At 67.4% G+C, this 16,390-nt stretch carries 13 protein-coding genes; 4 read left to right on the top strand and 9 right to left on the bottom strand.

What is annotated here, in order from left to right:
• The first annotated feature begins 97 nt into the window (after positions 1-97).
• The 4 genes from KIK15_RS15075 to KIK15_RS15060 all read left to right on the top strand — a co-directional run bounded on the left by KIK15_RS15075 (position 98) and on the right by KIK15_RS15060 (position 7,063).
• On the top strand, positions 98-1,495 hold the full coding sequence (locus KIK15_RS15075) for an SDR family NAD(P)-dependent oxidoreductase (RefSeq protein WP_214245675.1): 1,398 nt from the start codon (positions 98-100) through the stop codon (positions 1,493-1,495).
• A complete protein-coding gene (locus KIK15_RS15070; RefSeq protein WP_307851911.1) occupies positions 1,492-1,974 on the top strand; it encodes a DUF664 domain-containing protein in 483 nt (160 codons plus the stop codon). The genes KIK15_RS15075 and KIK15_RS15070 overlap by 4 nt, the downstream gene beginning before the upstream one ends.
• A 9-nt stretch (positions 1,975-1,983) precedes the next feature.
• Positions 1,984-3,030, top strand: coding sequence for a nucleoside hydrolase (locus KIK15_RS15065; protein WP_250324690.1), 1,047 nt, complete (start codon positions 1,984-1,986; stop codon positions 3,028-3,030).
• A gap of 190 nt (positions 3,031-3,220) precedes the next feature.
• Positions 3,221-7,063 (top strand): DUF5695 domain-containing protein, encoded by a 3,843-nt coding sequence (locus tag KIK15_RS15060; RefSeq protein ID WP_214245512.1) that lies wholly within the window; start codon positions 3,221-3,223, stop codon positions 7,061-7,063.
• A 31-nt stretch (positions 7,064-7,094) separates the two neighbouring features.
• Here KIK15_RS15060 and KIK15_RS15055 read toward each other — a convergent pair whose 3' ends face one another.
• From KIK15_RS15055 to KIK15_RS15015, 9 genes are all read right to left on the bottom strand, one after another.
• Positions 7,095-8,207 (bottom strand): MSMEG_0565 family glycosyltransferase, encoded by a 1,113-nt coding sequence (locus KIK15_RS15055; protein WP_307851910.1) that lies wholly within the window; start codon positions 8,205-8,207, stop codon positions 7,095-7,097.
• Positions 8,204-9,052, bottom strand: a complete 849-nt coding sequence (locus tag KIK15_RS15050; RefSeq protein ID WP_214245671.1) for a carbon-nitrogen hydrolase family protein — start codon at positions 9,050-9,052, stop codon at positions 8,204-8,206. Before KIK15_RS15050 ends, KIK15_RS15055 begins: the two co-directional genes overlap by 4 nt.
• Before the next feature lie 32 nt (positions 9,053-9,084).
• A complete protein-coding gene (locus KIK15_RS15045) occupies positions 9,085-10,557 on the bottom strand; it encodes an MSMEG_0567/sll0787 family protein (RefSeq protein ID WP_214245511.1) in 1,473 nt (490 codons plus the stop codon).
• A 4-nt stretch (positions 10,558-10,561) separates the two neighbouring features.
• Positions 10,562-11,617: an MSMEG_0568 family radical SAM protein gene (locus tag KIK15_RS15040; protein ID WP_214245510.1), complete on the bottom strand. Its 1,056-nt coding sequence runs from the start codon at positions 11,615-11,617 to the stop codon at positions 10,562-10,564.
• Positions 11,618-11,626: 9 nt separating this feature from the next.
• Positions 11,627-12,151: an MSMEG_0572/Sll0783 family nitrogen starvation response protein gene (locus tag KIK15_RS15035; RefSeq protein ID WP_214245509.1), complete on the bottom strand. Its 525-nt coding sequence runs from the start codon at positions 12,149-12,151 to the stop codon at positions 11,627-11,629.
• Positions 12,152-12,291: 140 nt separating this feature from the next.
• Positions 12,292-13,764 carry an AMP-binding protein gene (locus KIK15_RS15030; protein WP_214245508.1) on the bottom strand — a complete coding sequence of 491 codons (1,473 nt, stop codon included), beginning with the start codon at positions 13,762-13,764 and terminating at the stop codon, positions 12,292-12,294.
• Between the two features lie 8 nt (positions 13,765-13,772).
• Entirely contained in the window at positions 13,773-15,095 is a 1,323-nt protein-coding gene (locus KIK15_RS15025) for an MSMEG_0569 family flavin-dependent oxidoreductase (RefSeq protein ID WP_214245507.1), read from the bottom strand.
• Positions 15,095-15,475: an MSMEG_0570 family nitrogen starvation response protein gene (locus KIK15_RS18790; RefSeq protein ID WP_214245506.1), complete on the bottom strand. Its 381-nt coding sequence runs from the start codon at positions 15,473-15,475 to the stop codon at positions 15,095-15,097. Before KIK15_RS18790 ends, KIK15_RS15025 begins: the two co-directional genes overlap by 1 nt.
• On the bottom strand, positions 15,468-16,358 hold the full coding sequence (locus tag KIK15_RS15015; RefSeq protein ID WP_214245505.1) for a carbon-nitrogen hydrolase family protein: 891 nt from the start codon (positions 16,356-16,358) through the stop codon (positions 15,468-15,470). The genes KIK15_RS18790 and KIK15_RS15015 overlap by 8 nt, the downstream gene beginning before the upstream one ends.
• Between the last annotated feature and the right edge of the window lie 32 nt (positions 16,359-16,390).

The raw sequence follows: 16,390 nt of genomic DNA, 5'->3' as shown, positions 1-16,390 counted from the left end.
CGTAGGGCGACGACGCCGCGCGCGGGAAGATGCCCCGATCCAGCCATTAGGATCGTCAACCGTGGAACAGGCGGGTGGCGGAATCGATGCGCAGGACATGGCGGTGTTGCACCGTGTCCTCAAGCAGGCCGCTGCGCTTGACTCCGAGCATCCCGATTCGATCGAGGTACAACGTGCGGTGGGCCGGATGTTCAAGCTGGCCAAGCGCACTCGAAAGAAGGAACGCAACCGGGAACGCATCGACGCCGACCGCGCCGTGATCGGCGCGACGGCCACCGGATCGGCGGACCGAATCGACGACGAGACCGCCGGGATCGGGCTCTCCGGCGACGGCACCGGCGTAGTCGGGCATCTGCGCCGACCGCAGGCGTGTTATGTGTGCAAGGCGCTCTACACCGAGATCAACGCCTTCCACCATCAGTTGTGTCCGCACTGCGTGGTGTCCAACCGTGCGCGCCGCGATCAGCGCACCGACCTCAGCGGGCGTCGGGCGTTGTTGACCGGCGGTCGGGCGAAGATCGGCATGTACATCGCGTTGATGCTGCTGCGCGATGGTGCACACCTCACCATCACCACCCGATTCCCCCGCGACGCGGCCAGACGTTTTGCCCGACAACAGGACTCCGGCGAGTGGCTGCATCGACTGCAGATCGTCGGCATCGATCTGCGCAATCCGGCTGACGTGGTCGGTCTCGCCGATTCCGTTGCGGCACAGGGTCGGCTCGACATCTTGATCAACAACGCCGCGCAGACCGTACGCCGATCCCCCGGCGCCTACCGCGGATTGATCGATGCCGAGGCCGCACCGTTGACCGGGGCCGCAGCCGACATCCCGGCGGTCACGATGGGCAACAGCAGCGAACTACACCCCACCGCGCTGGCTGGCGGGTCCGACACCGACGCCGCCGCCGCCGCGTTGGCCGCGCTGGCGATGACCGCCGGGTCGGCGTCGCCGGCGCGGATCGCAGACGGGACCGCCGTCGATGCTGGCGGCCTGCTTCCCGACCTGGTCAGCGAGAACAGCTGGGTTGCCTCGGTCGATCGCGTCGACCCGTTGGAGCTGATCGAGGTGCAACTGTGCAACAGCGTCGCCCCGTTCATCCTGCTCTCCCGACTCACGCCGGCGTTGCGTGCGTCGCCGGCCCGGCGCAAGTACGTGGTCAACGTGTCGGCGATGGAGGGCATCTTCTCGCGCGGCTACAAGGGACCCGGCCACCCCCACACCAACATGGCCAAGGCGGCGTTGAACATGCTGACCCGCACCAGCGCCGGGAAACTCTTCGACGACGGGATCCTGGTGACGGCGGTCGACACCGGGTGGATCACCGACGAGCGACCGCACACGGCCAAGATGCGGCTGGCCGAGGAGGGTTTCCGTGCCCCCCTCGACCTCGTCGACGGGGCGGCACGGGTCTATCACCCGATCGTGGACGGAGAGAACGGGATCGACCTCTACGGCTGCTTTCTCAAGGATTTCCAGAAGTACCCGTGGTGACCGATGCGACGGCGATGATCACGGCCACCGACGACGTGATCACCGAGACCCTGCGATCGATGATCGCGATCGTCCGAGAACTCGGCGACGACCAGATCAACCGGCGGCCCGCGCTGCCGGGGGCCAACAGCCCCTACGTGATCGTCTTCCACTCGGTGGCCGCCACCCGGTTCTGGCTCGGGACCGTGATCGGCGGCGAGCAGATTCCGCGCGATCGTGCAGCCGAGTTCACCGCCACCGGTTCGGTCGCCGACCTGCAGCAGCTGGTCGACTCCCTCGTGGCGCGCATCGTCGAGTGGGTCACTGTCGCGCTCACCGAGGGCGTTCGTGACCGCAGCGGGGTCGGATCGACCCGCCGCCACCAGATCGCCACGGCCACACCGGAATGGATGCTCAGCCATGTGATCCGCGAACTGGCCCAACACCTCGGGCAGCTGGAACTCACCCGCGACGTGCTGGTCGGTTCCGCGCAGCTTTAAGGTCACGACATGGCTGCAGACATCCCCGTCGTCTTCGACTGCGACACCGGAATCGACGACTCTCTTGCCCTGCTGTATCTGCTGGCCCACGGTGAGGTGGATCTGCTGGCCGTGCTCTCGAGCGCAGGCAATGTTCCCGCAGATGTGGTGTGCGCCAACAACCTCGCTTGGCTGGCCCTCTGCGGGCGCGATGACGTGGAGGTCTGTCTTGGTGCAGCGGGTCCGCTGGTGGCCGAGCTGATGACCACCGAGGACACTCACGGCCCGTGGGGAATCGGATACGCCGAGTTGCCCACCGGACTGTCGACGCGATCGCAACGCGATGCCGCTGACGCCTGGATCGAGATCACCACCGATCGGCCCGGCGAGGTGATCGGACTGGTCACCGGTCCGCTGACCAACCTGGCGCTGGCGATCGAACGAGATCCGCTGCTGCCGAGCCGGTTGCGACGTCTGGTGATCATGGGCGGTGCGTTCCACCACCCCGGGAACACCACTCCCACCTCGGAGTGGAACATCGCGGTCGATCCCGAGGCCGCAGCGCATGTGTTCGCCGCGTTCGGCCGCGATGGCGCTCCCACCCCGATCGTCTGCCCGCTCGACCTCACCGAGACGATCGTGATGACACCTGATCATCTCGCGCGGTTGGCCGCAGCTGCCGACAGCTCCCCGATCGAGCAGCCCGGGATCGACGACGAACGCGGAACTCGTTCGGTGGCAAGCAATCCCGTGGTCGCTGCCGTCGTCGATGCGGTGCGCTTCTACTTCGAGTTCCATGCCGACCAGTCCGAGGGCTACATCGCCCATATGCATGACCCGTTCGCTGCGGCCGTTGCCGTGGATCCGAGCATCGCCGCGACCATGTCGGCGTGCGTGGACGTGGAGCTCGGGGGCACCCTCACCCGAGGCACCACGGTGGCCGACCTGCGCGGCATGTGGGGTCGCGACCCCAACGCCGCCATCGCGGTGGCCGCAGACGCCGATGTCTTCTTCGACGACCTCATCGAGCGGATCGCCCACCTGGCCCGCCGGGCAGGCTCGGTGTCTGATTCGTGAAGAATGCACTGAATCAGCGAATTACTCAGTGCACCAGGGCTTTCCATCATCCTTGAGACTGGGTACCGTCGTGGTCCACCAGCTCGAGGAAGATGCACTGAACGTGATCAGACGTAATCGTGGTTTGCTCTGGCCCGAGCCGGCGCGTCGCGCGACACCGACGGGTGGGTGTTTGCGGCTCGTCGCCTGCATGGCGACTCTGGCGGTGATCGCGACCGGGATGGCGGTGACGCCCACCCCCGCGTCGGCTGACACCGAGCCCGCAATCGCCCACCGGTTGGCGTCCAAGCAGCTCAAGGTGGGGTTCGGCGCCGACGGCAGCATCCAGTCGTTGCGAATCAACGGCGACACCTTCGACACGCAGTACGTGATGAACCCGGTGAGCGCGCCTGACGAGGCCGCCGAGCCTGACGTGGGCAAACGTCAATGGCTGGGCAACCTGATGTTCTCCTACGCGCTCGGGGACGGTCCTGCGACCACGAGCGGTGTCGGGGGCACGCCATGGCAGCGCGCGTGGACCACCCTCTCCGGCGACGGACGCACAGTGGAGCAGACCGCGTCGTCGGTGACCGTGACCTACCGCAACTCGCGCACCCCGGGCGGCATCGCCGATTTCACCGTGACCCAGCGCTACTCCCTCGCCCCGGACGGGTCGATGCGGTGGTCTCAAACCGTCGACAACACCTCGGGTCGACGCCTGACCATCGGTGATTGGGGGATGCCGATACCGAACAACGAGACCTTCACCAAGCCCAAAGACGAGATCTACGAGACGCGCGTGTTGGCGCACTCGTTTGTAGGACGAGACGGTTCGTTCATCACGATCGGTCGACCAAGTGGCATCGGGCCATCACTGTTGCTCACCCCCGACGTGGGAACCGGTTCAGGGTTCGAGTACCAGGATCGCTGGCGGGTCGAAGAAGTGGGCCAGACAGCGTGGGCGTCGTCCCCGGAAGGGCTGTCGAACATCAAGGGCCTCAACGTGTTCTACAGCAACTCCACCGCCATTGCCGCGACGGGCCGTGGTTACCTCGACAACACCGCCACCGTCATCGATCCCGGCACCTCGGTCACACACGGCTATCGGATCTCGGCGGTCGCCGACGATGTGGCCCGCCGCGACACTCTCGTCGCGCTGGGGCAACCGGATCTGCAGATGGTGCCCGGGTGGGTGTTGCCGGTCGACCAGCAGGCTCAGCTCGCGGTCCGGGTCAAAGGCACCATCACCTCGGTCAGCGCCCGAACCGGGAACGACCTGAAATCGGCAGTCCGCAGCGATCCCGCCATCCGCTATTCCAGAGCGAACGGCGATTACCGCATTTACACCGTGACCCCCAACCGAAACGCACTGGGCCGCAACCAGATCACCGTACGCTGGCGAGATCCGGCCGGACGGATGAACACCTCGGTCGCCCAGCTGTACGTGTCGGACGCGACCGGGAAGGCGCTCCGCGCGCACGCTGCGTTCCTGGTCGCCAAGACCCAGTGGACCCGCGAACGGGACCGACTCGCGCCCGGCGACATCCGCGACCAGACGTTCGACGACTGGCTGATGAACGCCCGCGACGGATCTGCACCCACCTCCGACAATCCTCCCGGCGGCCGCAACAACGACTTCACCGGATCCTTCGGGCTCGGCGACGACTGGGGTTTCACCCATGCCGAGTTCCTCGCCGCGATGAACCGGATAGACCCGGTCGCCGATCAGATACGCGCGCTCGACGGATACCTGACCACGGCGGTCTGGCAGAACCTCATGGGCAACTCTGCCGACAGCACGAACCCGTCCTACCTGGTCTTCAACTTCTGGGAGCAGGGCCGACCGGGACGCCTGGGGACCACACCGATCTACCGCGGGTACAACTACCCGCACATCTACACGACGTTTTTCGACATGTACCGCATCGCCAAGCAGTATCCGGGCATCATCCGGTTCGCTCATCCCGCGCAGTGGTATCTCGAGGCCGCATACGGCGTCATGCGCGAGCTCTACCGCGGTCCCGTCGGGTACTCGCAGGCCGGGCTGATGGGCGATCAACTGCTGCCGACCATCGTGGAGGCCCTTCGCGATGCCGGGATGACCGCAGAGGCCGACGACATCGACGACGCCCTCGACGACAAATATCAGGCGTTCGCCAAGCAGAAATACCCCTTCGGCTCGGAATACAGCTACGACAACACCGGCGAAGAATCGGTCTACACGCTGGCCCGACAACGTATGGCGACCGACCGAGCACGCGCGCAGAAGACATTTCGCCAGATCGTGGGCAAGACGCTGGCCACCCGAGGACGCATGCCGGTCTGGTATCGCGACGTGGTACCCACCACCATCAACGGGGAGAACTGGTGGCAGTTGCAATACAGCGTCGCACTGGCCGGCTACCCGTTGGACGACTACGTCAATCACACTGCGGCCACCGAGACGGGTCGCGACACCGTGACCCCGTCGCGCCGGGCGGAACTGCAGCGCGCCAACTACGCCGCCAAGACCACCCTGATGGCCGGTGTCAACTCCGGTCAGATCAGCTCCGACCCGGCGAACATCGGGGCCTCCGCCTGGACCTACCAGTCCGAGTTGGGCCGGCTGGGGACCCTGGGTGACGGCGGTGGCCCAAACGTCGAGCAACTCAACGGGTGGCGCAGCCGCAGCGGCGAGAGTGACCTCGGGCTGTGGGGTGTCCTGCAGACCATGAGTACCGACGTCGTCACCGACGATCCCATCTTCGGCTCCCTCACCTACGGCGGGCGATCCACAGCCACCGCGCGGTCCACCACCATCACCCCGGCCGACGGGGTCAACCGCCGACTCAACATGGTGAGCCAACAGCTGTCGGTGTCGCTGGACACCGACACATACCGTCAGGCAACGGTGGCCGCCACCAACAGCGCGCTGCGACTGGACATGGCCAACACCGCAGGTACTTCGCACACCGGGACCGTCCGGGTGTCGGGACTCGTGTCGGGTGCTTATCGGGTATCGGTGGACGGGAAACCTGGTCGGACAGTCGTCGTCGCCCCACCGCGCAACGGTCTGGCACCCACGGTCCGATTCGAGTTCAACGCCCCGCCGGCCCGACGCTTCGGGCTCTCGATCGACCCCGTGGCGACCCCGCCGAACACCGCTCCCGCTGTCGATGCCGGCCCCGATCAGACGGTGACCTTCGGGACCGAGGCCATCACGTTGCACGGATCAGCTCGTGACGACGGGGTTGGTTCGGGTGATGCGACGCTGGCGAGCCGCTGGACGGTCACCGCGACACCTGTCGGTGGTTCGGCACGCATCGACACCGCGGGTTCGCTGCGACCACGGGTCACGGTGAGCACGCCCGGGACCTACTCGTTCCGGTTGTCGGTCTCCGACGGGCGATTGAGCAGTAGCGATTCGGTCTCGGTGGTGGTGCGGCCACGGCCACCTATGCCGGCGCACTGGGTCCACTACACCTTTGACAGCCAGCGCAACCGAACCGTCCCCGACACCTCGGGAAACGGCAACGACCTGCTTCTGTTCGGCCGTTCAGAGATCAGGTCCGACGGTACCGGCAGCCATCTGCACCTTGACGGAACCCTGAACTCGTTCGCCGCCATGCCTGAGAACATCCTGAGTCGCTGCGACAGCTGCACCATCTCGATGCGCTTCCGTGCCGACGCATCGCAGGTGGGCCAGAAGGATCAGTTCCCGTTGTTCGACATCACGGGTCCCGACGAGACGTATTTCTCGCTCACCCCGTTGTCGGTACCAGGTGTCGCGGTCACCCAGATCGCGACGGCGACCACTGAACAGGAGCTGGACTCGACATTCCGCGCGCAACCGGGGCGCTGGACGACCATCTCCGTCACCATCGGCACCCGCGGTCCCTCTCGGGTCGAGTATCAGATGTTCGTCGACGGGACGCCGGTGTCGGCGGTCCGCGATCTGCGTGTCGCTCCCAGTGCGCTGGGTGCCACCCGGATGAACTACCTGGGTCTGTCAGGTCTCGGCGGGCCGCAGTTCATCGGCGACATCGACGATGTCCGCATCGATGGACTGAAGTGATCGCCGACGAGCATTGCGGGACGGCCGCGGGCTAGGGCCGCGGGTGCCGACGGTAGAAGTCCAGGTGCGCGCGCGCGGCCACATCCCAGGTGAGGGCCGCAGCCACCGCCTGGCCCGCGGCACGATCGCGCGTGGTCGACGGGTGTTGGCATGCGTCGCCGAGTTCCTGGGCGAGGCCGGTGACATCGCCGGCGTAGCGCACCGTGTCACCGAACACCTCGCGCAGCACCGGCAGGTCACGCGCCACCACCGGTCGCCCGGCGGCCAGGGCCTCCATCGCCGCCAGGCCGAAGCCCTCCTTGGTCGACGGGAAGGCGAACACCCGGCAGGCGGCCACCAGCGCGGGCAGTTCGTCGTCGTCGACCGCACCGAGCACCACCGGATCGACATTGAATGCGGCACAGGTCGATTCGAACTCGCTGCGGTAATCCCGGTAGTCGAAAAGCGTCTCCCCGCCCGCGATCACCAGGGACATCTCAGGTCGGATGGTCTGCAGGCGAGCGACAGCACGCACCAGATCGATTGTCCCCTTGCGAGGTTCGATGCCACCGACCGCCAGGACGTAGTCGCCCAATCGGTCGGTCCAGCGCCGGCGCGCCCGGGTCGCCTCTTCGGTGTCGGCGGCGGCGGCGGCGAACCGCCCCGCGGCGACACCGTTGGGGATGACGGTGGGTGACACTCCCCACCCGTGGTGTACCTCGTCGGCCACCGCCTGCGACACGCAGATGTGCGCGTACGGGGTGACGATCGCCTTCTCGTGGCATTCCACCAGGATCGGCGTGGTGAAGGTGTCGAGGTGGTGCACGGTCCGGATACAGGTGCCGACGGCATTGGCACTGATGCAGTCCTGTGCGTGGACGATGTCGTAGTCGTCGAGGCGCACCGCTGCCCGCATCCCCTCGATGGAACGCACGATTCGCTCGGTTACCGATTCGCCGTCGACGGTCGGGAAGTCGACCAGTCGGACGGTCACCGCGGGGTCGACAGCCCGAAAGAACCCGACGTCACCGGCCCGCGCCAGCGACCACACCGTCACCCGCGCACCGGCTGCTGCCAACGCCTCGGCCAGATGCAAGGTGTGAACCACCCCGCCACGCGGTTTGGTCGAGTAGGTGATCAACGCGATCGACAACGAGCGGGTCACGGTGCACACGTGCCGGGAACCGACGGCACGTCGGCGTAGGTCTCCACACGACGCTCGGCGAGATGATCGAGAACCCGCCGGGAGCGGGCGATCTCGGCGCTGATGTCCATCGTCACCCGAGCCATCCCGCCCTTGGATCGGGTGGTCGCCAGGATCTCTCCGCCAGGGCCCACGACCTTGGCCTGTCCGAGGAAGCGCAGCGAACCCATCACCCCCGTCTGGTTGGACGACACCAGCACCACCTGGTTCTCGGCGGCCCGAGCGGCGTCGTAGAGATCGAACAACCGTGACTGTCGATCGGCAGGCAGCCGTGACGCGCGATCGGTGACGCTGGCCGGCCAGGCCGACAGGGCGGCGATGACGTGGGCGCCGTCGAGGGCGACCGTGCGGGCGGCCTCGGGGAACGTCTTGTCGTAGTCGATCAGCATGCCCATCCGTCCGACCGGGGTGTCGAAAGCTTCGAACCCGTCACCAGCGTCATAGGCGATCGACTCCCCCGCCGGCTGATGCACCTTGCGGTGGGTGCCCAGCACACCATCCCCGCTGACGCACACCGCGGAGTTGAACCGTCGCCCGTCGGCTTCTTCGGCGTAGCCGACGCAGACCGTCATCGGGCCGGCCGCTGCGGCCACCATCGCGATCTCGGGTCCGTCGACCCGCAGTGTGGGCGGCAGCGCGGTGACGTCGGGCGAACGCAGGTCACCGAGGTATCCACCGAGGGCCGCGTCGGGAAGCACCAGCAGATCCACGCCGTCTCGCGCAGCACCGGCGATGATGGTGCGGATCTTGCTCAGTCCGCGATCGAGGTCGCGGCCGAAGTGTGCGGCCACCGCGCCGATCGTCACCGCACCGGTGGGGCGTGTCACGGTCGGCGCACTCACGCGTCACCCAGGCCGGTCACCCCGGCTCCGATCGCGGTGCTCAGTTCGCCGTCAGGCCAGCGCAGTCGAACCCCTGGCGCCGAGGTGAGTCGACCGCACGCTGTGCTGACCACACCCGCAGGCAGTGGTGTCGGGGACACCGCGCCTGCGCTGATCATCGCGAAACCCGGGAAACACGACAGCCAGGCCCCCATGTCGGTGCCCTCGGGCCGGGGCACCGACGCCATGTCGAGTTCAGCCCCGGTTCCCGACGCCTCGGCCAGCATCCCGAGGGTGCCCACGGTGCCGGCCATGCTGACGTCCTTCGCGGCGGCCGGACGCATGGCCCCCATCAGTGCGCCCATCGCTCGCAGGTCGGTTCCGCCGCGTCCACTTGTCGAGTCCCATTGACGGCCCTGATATCCGCGCCGCCAGGTACCGGTGAGGTCGGCGGTCAGTCGGATCTCGTCGCCGCAGCGACCGCCTCCGGCGCGAATCGGGTCGGCGGCGTGGCCCAGCGCGGTGACCGACAGTGCGCACGGGACGCCGAGTTGGGTGTGACCGCCGAGCACCGGTACCCCCCATGCGGCGGCGGCCGCAGCGAGCCCTCGGATGATGCGGGTGAGGTGCGAGCGGCTGGGCGCACCGACGGCGTCGAGCAGACCCGTGGGATCGGCACCCATGGCCGACAGGTCGTTGAGGTTGACCAGTACCGAACACCAGCCTGCCCACTCAGGATCACGTTCGACCATCGACGGGATGATCGCGTCGCAGGCGGCGATCACATCCGATCGTGGCACCGGGACGCCGTCGTCGCCGGTGAAGCCGGCCGGTCCGAGACCGCCGGGCTGTGCCCGCAGCGGCGCGAGCGCGGCACCGAGGAACGATTTGGTCGCGTCGGCGGTGGCCTGGATCGCGCCGATGGGCCAGCGCATCGCGATGTGTTCGACCCCGCCCACCGATGAGTCGGCATGGTCGACGCCGGTCGCGGCCACCCAGCCGAGCCGCCGAAAGATCGACAGGTGGCGGGCCTGGACCAGAGCGTCGAACCGCAACACCCCGTGGGCCTGCGCGTGCGCGCAGGCGGCGCGGATCAGAGCTGGACCGGCCCCGAGGTGGCGACCGCCGGGTCGGACCACCAGGCGACTGCCTGCCCACCATCCGATGTCGGTGGGCGTGCAGGGTGCCAGACGGACCCCGCCCAACACCGTGCCGTCCGGGTCGAGCGCCACCAGAACGACGGTGCGCGGATCATCGTCGATGTCGTCGTGATCATCGCGGGTGAACAGGTGTTGTTCGACCACGAACGCCTCGCGTCGCAGGCGCCGATACTCGGCGACAACCGAATCAGATTCGGCTCGCTGGATCAGGTAGTCGACCCGAGTGCCGTCCGTGCCAGGGGCAGGGGTGCCGCCCAGCCTCGGTGGTGACCCGGCCAGGATGGAGATCTGACCGGCTGCGAACGGCGTCGAAACCGTGTCGGACAGCATCGGTTCAGCCGCCTACGTTCTGCAGGACACTGCAAGCACCGCAGGCCGCACACCCGGCCCGCTGGTCGGCCCCGAGCATCCCGGTGAACGTGAGGTGTTCGGCCACCTGTCGCGACACCTTTTCCACCAGCGCGGGATCGGGTGCACCCACCCGGTCCGCGTCGACGGCGAGGGTCCCCGGATGTGGGCGGAAGGGGACGACGAACGGGTACACGCCCGCGTCGATGAGCTGACGGGCGCTGGTGACGAGTTCATCGGGGTCCTCGCCCAGCCCGACGATCAGGTACGTCGACACCTGGTTGCGACCGAACACCCGAACTGCCTCGGTCCAGGCGGCCCAGTAGTCGACCAGCGGCACCGTCGACTTGCCCGGCATCCAGCGCCGGCGCACGGTGTCGTCCATCGACTCCACGTGGATGCCGATGGAATCGGCCCCGGCCGAACGCAGTTCGGTGATGGTGGCCAGATCGTCGGGCGGCTCGCACTGGACCTGGATCGGTAGATCCGGCACCGCCGCACGGACCGCGGCCGTGCACCGCGCGAGATGTCGAGCCCCGCGATCACGCCCAGCCGAGGTTCCGGTGGTCATCACCATCTGACGCACCCCGTCGAGTCGCACTGCCGCGGCTGCCACCTCGGCGAGGTCGGCGGGGCGTTTGACCGCCACCGTCGACCCCGTCCGCAATGACTCCTCGATCGAACAGAATCGGCATCGCTGATCCTCGGCGTAGCGGATGCAGGTCTGAACCACTGTGGTGGCCAATACATCTCGCCCGTGCAGGCGCGCGATCTGCTCGTAGGCGACGCCGTCGGCAGTGTGCAGATCGTAGAAGCGAGGCCGGTTGATCACGGCTACGTCGAGGCCGGTGTCCACACCGTCGTAGAGCAACCGTTGCCCGTCGAACTCATACGGGCTCTGCGGGTTTCGGGGCAGCGCGGCGTTCATCCCGTCGATCACGAGATGACCGTCGTCGCTGGGACCGGCTCCGGCCGACCGCGACACCGGTGGTTGGCCGCGGATGCCGAGCAGGGCCAGGTCGACCCGCGTGGATACCGACATCGCCGCCCCCTAGACCATGTATGTGGAGTTGATGATCGCGCCCTTGCGTGCGTAGTAGATGAGGGCGTCCTGGACGTCGAGGGGGTGTGCCGGGATGACGCCGCCGATCAGATCCTCCTCGCGGCCCCCGTGCAGCGCCAGCCCGAAACGACAGCAGTAGACGGTGCCGCCCTCGCCGATGAACGTCTCCAGGGAGTCGTTGATGTTCTGCTCGCCCGGGAAGCCCGAGTCGCCGGTGGTCGGAAAGCCGCGGGTGGCAAGACAGTTGATCGCGCCCGGGCCGTAGAAATAGATGGCCGACTCGAATCCCTTGCGCAGCGCGCGCGTGGCCTGCAGCACGGCGACGAAGCTCACCGACGACTCGTGGGCGATACCGTGGACAAGGGTGAAGTAGGTCTCGCCGGCCTCGGCCTTGAAGTCGGGGAACAGCTTGGTGGAGCCGTAGATGTTGGAACCCTTGGGCAGAGACGGATGTGGGATCTCGGCCAGGGACTTCTCGATGTTGGCCTTGATGGCGTCGTCGATCTCAGACATGTCGTGCCTTTCGCTGGTGCGTCGGTGAATCATCGGGCGGAAGTGGTCGGGCGGGTGTTGTCGAGCGGCAGTGTGTGCGCTGAGTACATCGGCACCCAATTGCGTTGTGGTTATTGACGGAATAACGATCTGTTACGTGATCAGGCAGACCGCCCCTCGTCTCGGGGTTCGGCACGAGCCATCGCGGCGCGGCGGACCTTGCCCGCGGCGTTGCGTATTCGACTCCGTTGCACGGTGACAGAGCCGGGGCTGCAGCCATCGCCCAATCGGGATCGGGCGTGTGCGCGCACCTGCGCGAGATCGACGTCGTGGTCACCGATGTCGATTACCGCGCACATCCGGGTGGTGCCGTGGCGGTCGGGCACGGCGTAGACCACCGCATCGCGCACTGCGGGATGCTCGAGGATCTGGTGTTCGATCACCGCCGGATAGACGACGGCGCCGGCACACGAGATGCGATCGGCGGCCCGATCGATGACGGTGAGCCATCCATCCTTATCGCAGAACCCTATGTCACCCAACGTGTCCCAGCCGTCGACGGTGCGCTGTGACCGGCCGCCAAGGTAGTGGTAGCGAGTCGGTCCGCGCCTCCGCATCCAGATGGTCCCGTGGTGTCCCGGGGCGAGCGGGGTGCCGTGGACGCCGCGGATCTCGATCTCGGTGTCGTCCAGTCCTCGGCCGACGCTCCCGGGGTGGGCCAGCCAGTCTCGGCCGTCGATCATCGTGCGTCCATTGGATTCACTGCCCGCATACACCTCGACGACGCGGTGCGGTCCCAGCCATGCGATCAAGGCGCGCTTGTCCTGCGCGGGACAGGGAGCGCCGATGTGGAGCACCGAATGCAATGCCGGGCAGTCGAATCGGTCGAGTTCGCAACCGAGCCCGACGATCTCATGGATCAAGGTGGGCGACCACACCGTCCACCCGATACGCCATGACCGCAGCGCGGTGAGCACCGCATGGGGATCAGGTCGGGGCAGCAACACCAGGTGGTGATCGGTCATCAGCCCGCGCATGGCGTAGGTGAACGTCGCCGAGTGCCACAGCGGCCCACACACCAGCTGTGTCACCGCCCGCGGGATGAACGGTGCGATCGCCCGATCGGGGTCGAATCGGGCCGCAGCCGTGGCCACGACGACCTTCGGCGTGCCGGTACTCCCCGACGACGTCGGGGCCTTCCACGACCTCGAGGCCAGATCGGGCAACTCGTCGTCGGAGAAGCCGTGCGCGGGGTGATCCAGCGCAATCCAGGGCACCTCTGGGTCCACCGGTGGACTACCGATCGCCAGCGCCGGCCGGACTACAGCTTCGAGCGCTCCCCGCTGGGCGGGGTCGAGATCGGGCGCGATGGGTTGTGGGGTGGCCCCGGCCTTCCAGATCGCGACGCACCACGACACGAACTCGATCGTGGTGTCGGCGGCCAACGTCACCAGATCATCGGGCCGCACCCCACGCTCGATCAGGACCCGCGTCAGCCGGTTGCTGTGTCGGTCGAGCTGCGCAGCGGTCATCGTCGCCGTCGACTCCCCTGCGGGCCCCAGGCAGGCCACCATCACCGCGTCGGGATCGGTGAGCGCCCGCCGACTGATCAGGCGGGAGATCGACTGTTCCACGCGTGCGCTCAGCCGCCGGTGGCCAGCCGCAGCGCACCAGAACCGTGGTGGCGATCGATGATCGACTCGGCGACATGGCGAGAATCAGCATCGATGCCCAGGAACCGCCCCGATCCCCAGGTGTGCATCCAGGGCAGACCGATGAAGCTCAGCCCGGGCACCAGCGTGCGCCCCCGCGTCTGCATCGGACGCCCAGATCCGTCGAAGGCGCTGGCCTCGATCCACCGGTAGTCCGGTCGGTATCCGATGGCCCAGATGATCGAGGTGACACCGGCGTCGGCGAGGTCGAGCTCGGTCGGATCCTCCGACGGCACCCACACGGGTTGATAGCGGGTGGGCGGTGGTGCGTCGAGACGGTTACGCGCGATGTGCGCGTCGATGTCGCGACATATCGAGTTGTACACGGCGTCGGCGGAGTCGAGGGCCGCACTCAGTGTCGGAGCGAAATGCAGTGTGCGGCCTGCCCCGTCGACGAGGGTCCCGTAGAGCCGCATCCCTTCCAGGGCGAACGCTCGCAGGTCTATGTCGCGCCCACCGTCGCGTCCGGTCACGTAGTGGTTCGTCTTCTCCCGGGCGGCGGCACCACCGGGATATTGGCGGACCGGGATGTCGTAGAGCCCCATGTCGGCCAGCCAGGTCATGCAGTCGCGACCCCGGTAGGTGCGAGCCACCCGGGGTGCGTTGCCGACGGCGAGGTGCACCTGACGTCCGGCCAGGTGCAGGTCCTCGGCGATCTGGGCGCCGGACTGCCCCGAGCCGACCACCAGCACCGCGCCGTCGGGCAACTGCTCAGCGTTGCGGTACTGCTCGGAATGTATTTGGTGCACAGCGGGATCCACCCGATCGGCCCAGTCAGGGGTGATCGGCAGCGGGTAACCGCCGGTGGCGATCACCACCTCGTCGCATGTGAGCGTCTCGGTCGCCTCGGCGCTTCGGGTGCCAGATTCGTTGGGGCACAATGTCACCTCAAACCCTCCGGAGGCCGACTGCGCCACTCGGGTCACCCGCGTGTGGGTCCGAACCGGCGGCTCGAACGACTGCACCCAGGTGTTCAACCAGGCCACCACCTCGTCACGGGTCATGAAGCCGTCGGGATCAGGTCCGTCGTAGGGATATCCGGGCAGTCGGCAATGCCAGTTGGGGGTGACGAGGGTGAAGTTGTCCCACCGGGTGTCCGACCACTCGTGCAGCGGCGTGTCGGATTCGACCACCAGGTGATCGACGTCGGCCCGATCGAGATACCAGCTCACCGACAATCCAGCTTGCCCGGCGCCGACGATGATCACCGAGACATGTTCGGCACCAGCAGGATCGGTTACGGACAGGCTCATCAGAACCCCGCCTTGTCGTCGACTTCGGTTGCCGCGGCCCTGCCGCCGGTGGTCGCGGCCGGCGGGGTGGCGGGAACGATGTGTGCGGGCGCGTCGACCGTCGGGTCCAGCACACCGACGACGACGACCTCATCGGAACCGAATCGTGCTGCCCGCGAACGGATCAACTCCAGAGTGGCCATCGCCGAGGTGCAGCCGAACCCGTACTTGGCCCGTACCCGCTCGCTGGCGATGTCCAGGGCGGTGGCGGCCCGACTCACGAAATCTGAGATGGAGTAGACGGTGTGAGCGGCCAGGTGATCGTGCATCACCAGGCTCGGAGAGTAGCAGCGGTCGACCCGTCCGTCGGGCCATCGCACCTCAAAGGTCATCTCAGGCATGGGTGAGGCCTCCGCCAATCGCAGCCCCGTCGGCCATCAGTGCGCCGTAGACGTCGGGGCGCCGGTCCCGCAGGTGGAACATCCCGCCGCGCATCGCCTCGAAGGTGCCCGCGACGTCCACCTCGGCGATCGCCATACCTGAACCCAACAGTGTTGTCGCCAGGACGTTTCCGCCCGGATCGACGACCTTGGCGTTGCCGACGTAGTTCAGGGAGCCGAAGGTCCCCGACTGGTTGGAAGCCACCCAGAAGACCTGGTTGTCCAGGGCGCGGGCCATGTCGAAGAGATTGAACCGGTAGGTCCAGCGGTCCTGCTGCAGATCGGCTGCGGTGGCCGTTCGCGCGGCCGGCCACGCCGAGAGGCTGGCGATGATCTCGGCACCGTCGAGCGCCATCGCCCGGGCGGCCTCGGGAAAGGCCTTGTCGTAACAGATCTGAAGACCGATGCGCCCCGCCGGCGTGTCGAAGGCACTGTAGGACTCGCCCGCCGAATACGACATCCCCTCCCCCAGCGGTTGGTGCACCTTGCGGTAGCTGCCATAGATCTGGTCGCCGTCGAGTAGGGCGGCGGAGTTGTACCGGGTCACCCCGTCCTCGGCCAGCTCGCAGAAACCGATGGCCACGACCATGTCTCGGGCGATGCCGCGCACCCGCGCCAGCTCGGGACCGTCCACCGTGATGGCCGGCGGCAGCGACCTGCTGGTCGTTTTGACGGTGTCGCCATGGTTGCCCAGCGACGACAGGTATCCGCCGATCGCGGCTTCGGGTAGGGCGAGGAAGTCGACCCCGGCCGAGCGGGCTTGGGCGACCAGCGACTCGATCAGCGCGTAGTTCTGGTCGAGGTCGCGGGTGAAGTTCGCAGACGCGGCGGCGAGAATCGTCATTCCGGTGATCCCTGAGTTCGACGGGACGGCCG

The organism is Williamsia sp. CHRR-6 (assembly GCF_018474015.1).
Lineage (GTDB): Bacteria > Actinomycetota > Actinomycetes > Mycobacteriales > Mycobacteriaceae > Williamsia_A.
This window is presented reverse-complemented; position numbering and strand designations above follow the sequence as displayed.

What these genes read in the sequence shown, in the direction of transcription:
- KIK15_RS15075 (WP_214245675.1), top strand. Translation starts at nt 98, where the DNA reads ATGGCGGTGTTGCACCGTGTCCTCAAGCAGGCCGCTGCGCTTGACTCC.
- KIK15_RS15065 (WP_250324690.1), top strand. Translation starts at nt 1,984, where the DNA reads ATGGCTGCAGACATCCCCGTCGTCTTCGACTGCGACACCGGAATCGAC.
- KIK15_RS15060 (WP_214245512.1), top strand. Translation starts at nt 3,221, where the DNA reads ATGGCGACTCTGGCGGTGATCGCGACCGGGATGGCGGTGACGCCCACC.
- KIK15_RS15045 (WP_214245511.1), bottom strand. Translation starts at nt 10,557, where the DNA reads ATGCTGTCCGACACGGTTTCGACGCCGTTCGCAGCCGGTCAGATCTCC.
- KIK15_RS15040 (WP_214245510.1), bottom strand. Translation starts at nt 11,617, where the DNA reads ATGTCGGTATCCACGCGGGTCGACCTGGCCCTGCTCGGCATCCGCGGC.
- KIK15_RS15035 (WP_214245509.1), bottom strand. Translation starts at nt 12,151, where the DNA reads ATGTCTGAGATCGACGACGCCATCAAGGCCAACATCGAGAAGTCCCTG.
- KIK15_RS15025 (WP_214245507.1), bottom strand. Translation starts at nt 15,095, where the DNA reads ATGAGCCTGTCCGTAACCGATCCTGCTGGTGCCGAACATGTCTCGGTG.
- KIK15_RS18790 (WP_214245506.1), bottom strand. Translation starts at nt 15,475, where the DNA reads ATGCCTGAGATGACCTTTGAGGTGCGATGGCCCGACGGACGGGTCGAC.
- KIK15_RS15015 (WP_214245505.1), bottom strand. Translation starts at nt 16,358, where the DNA reads ATGACGATTCTCGCCGCCGCGTCTGCGAACTTCACCCGCGACCTCGAC.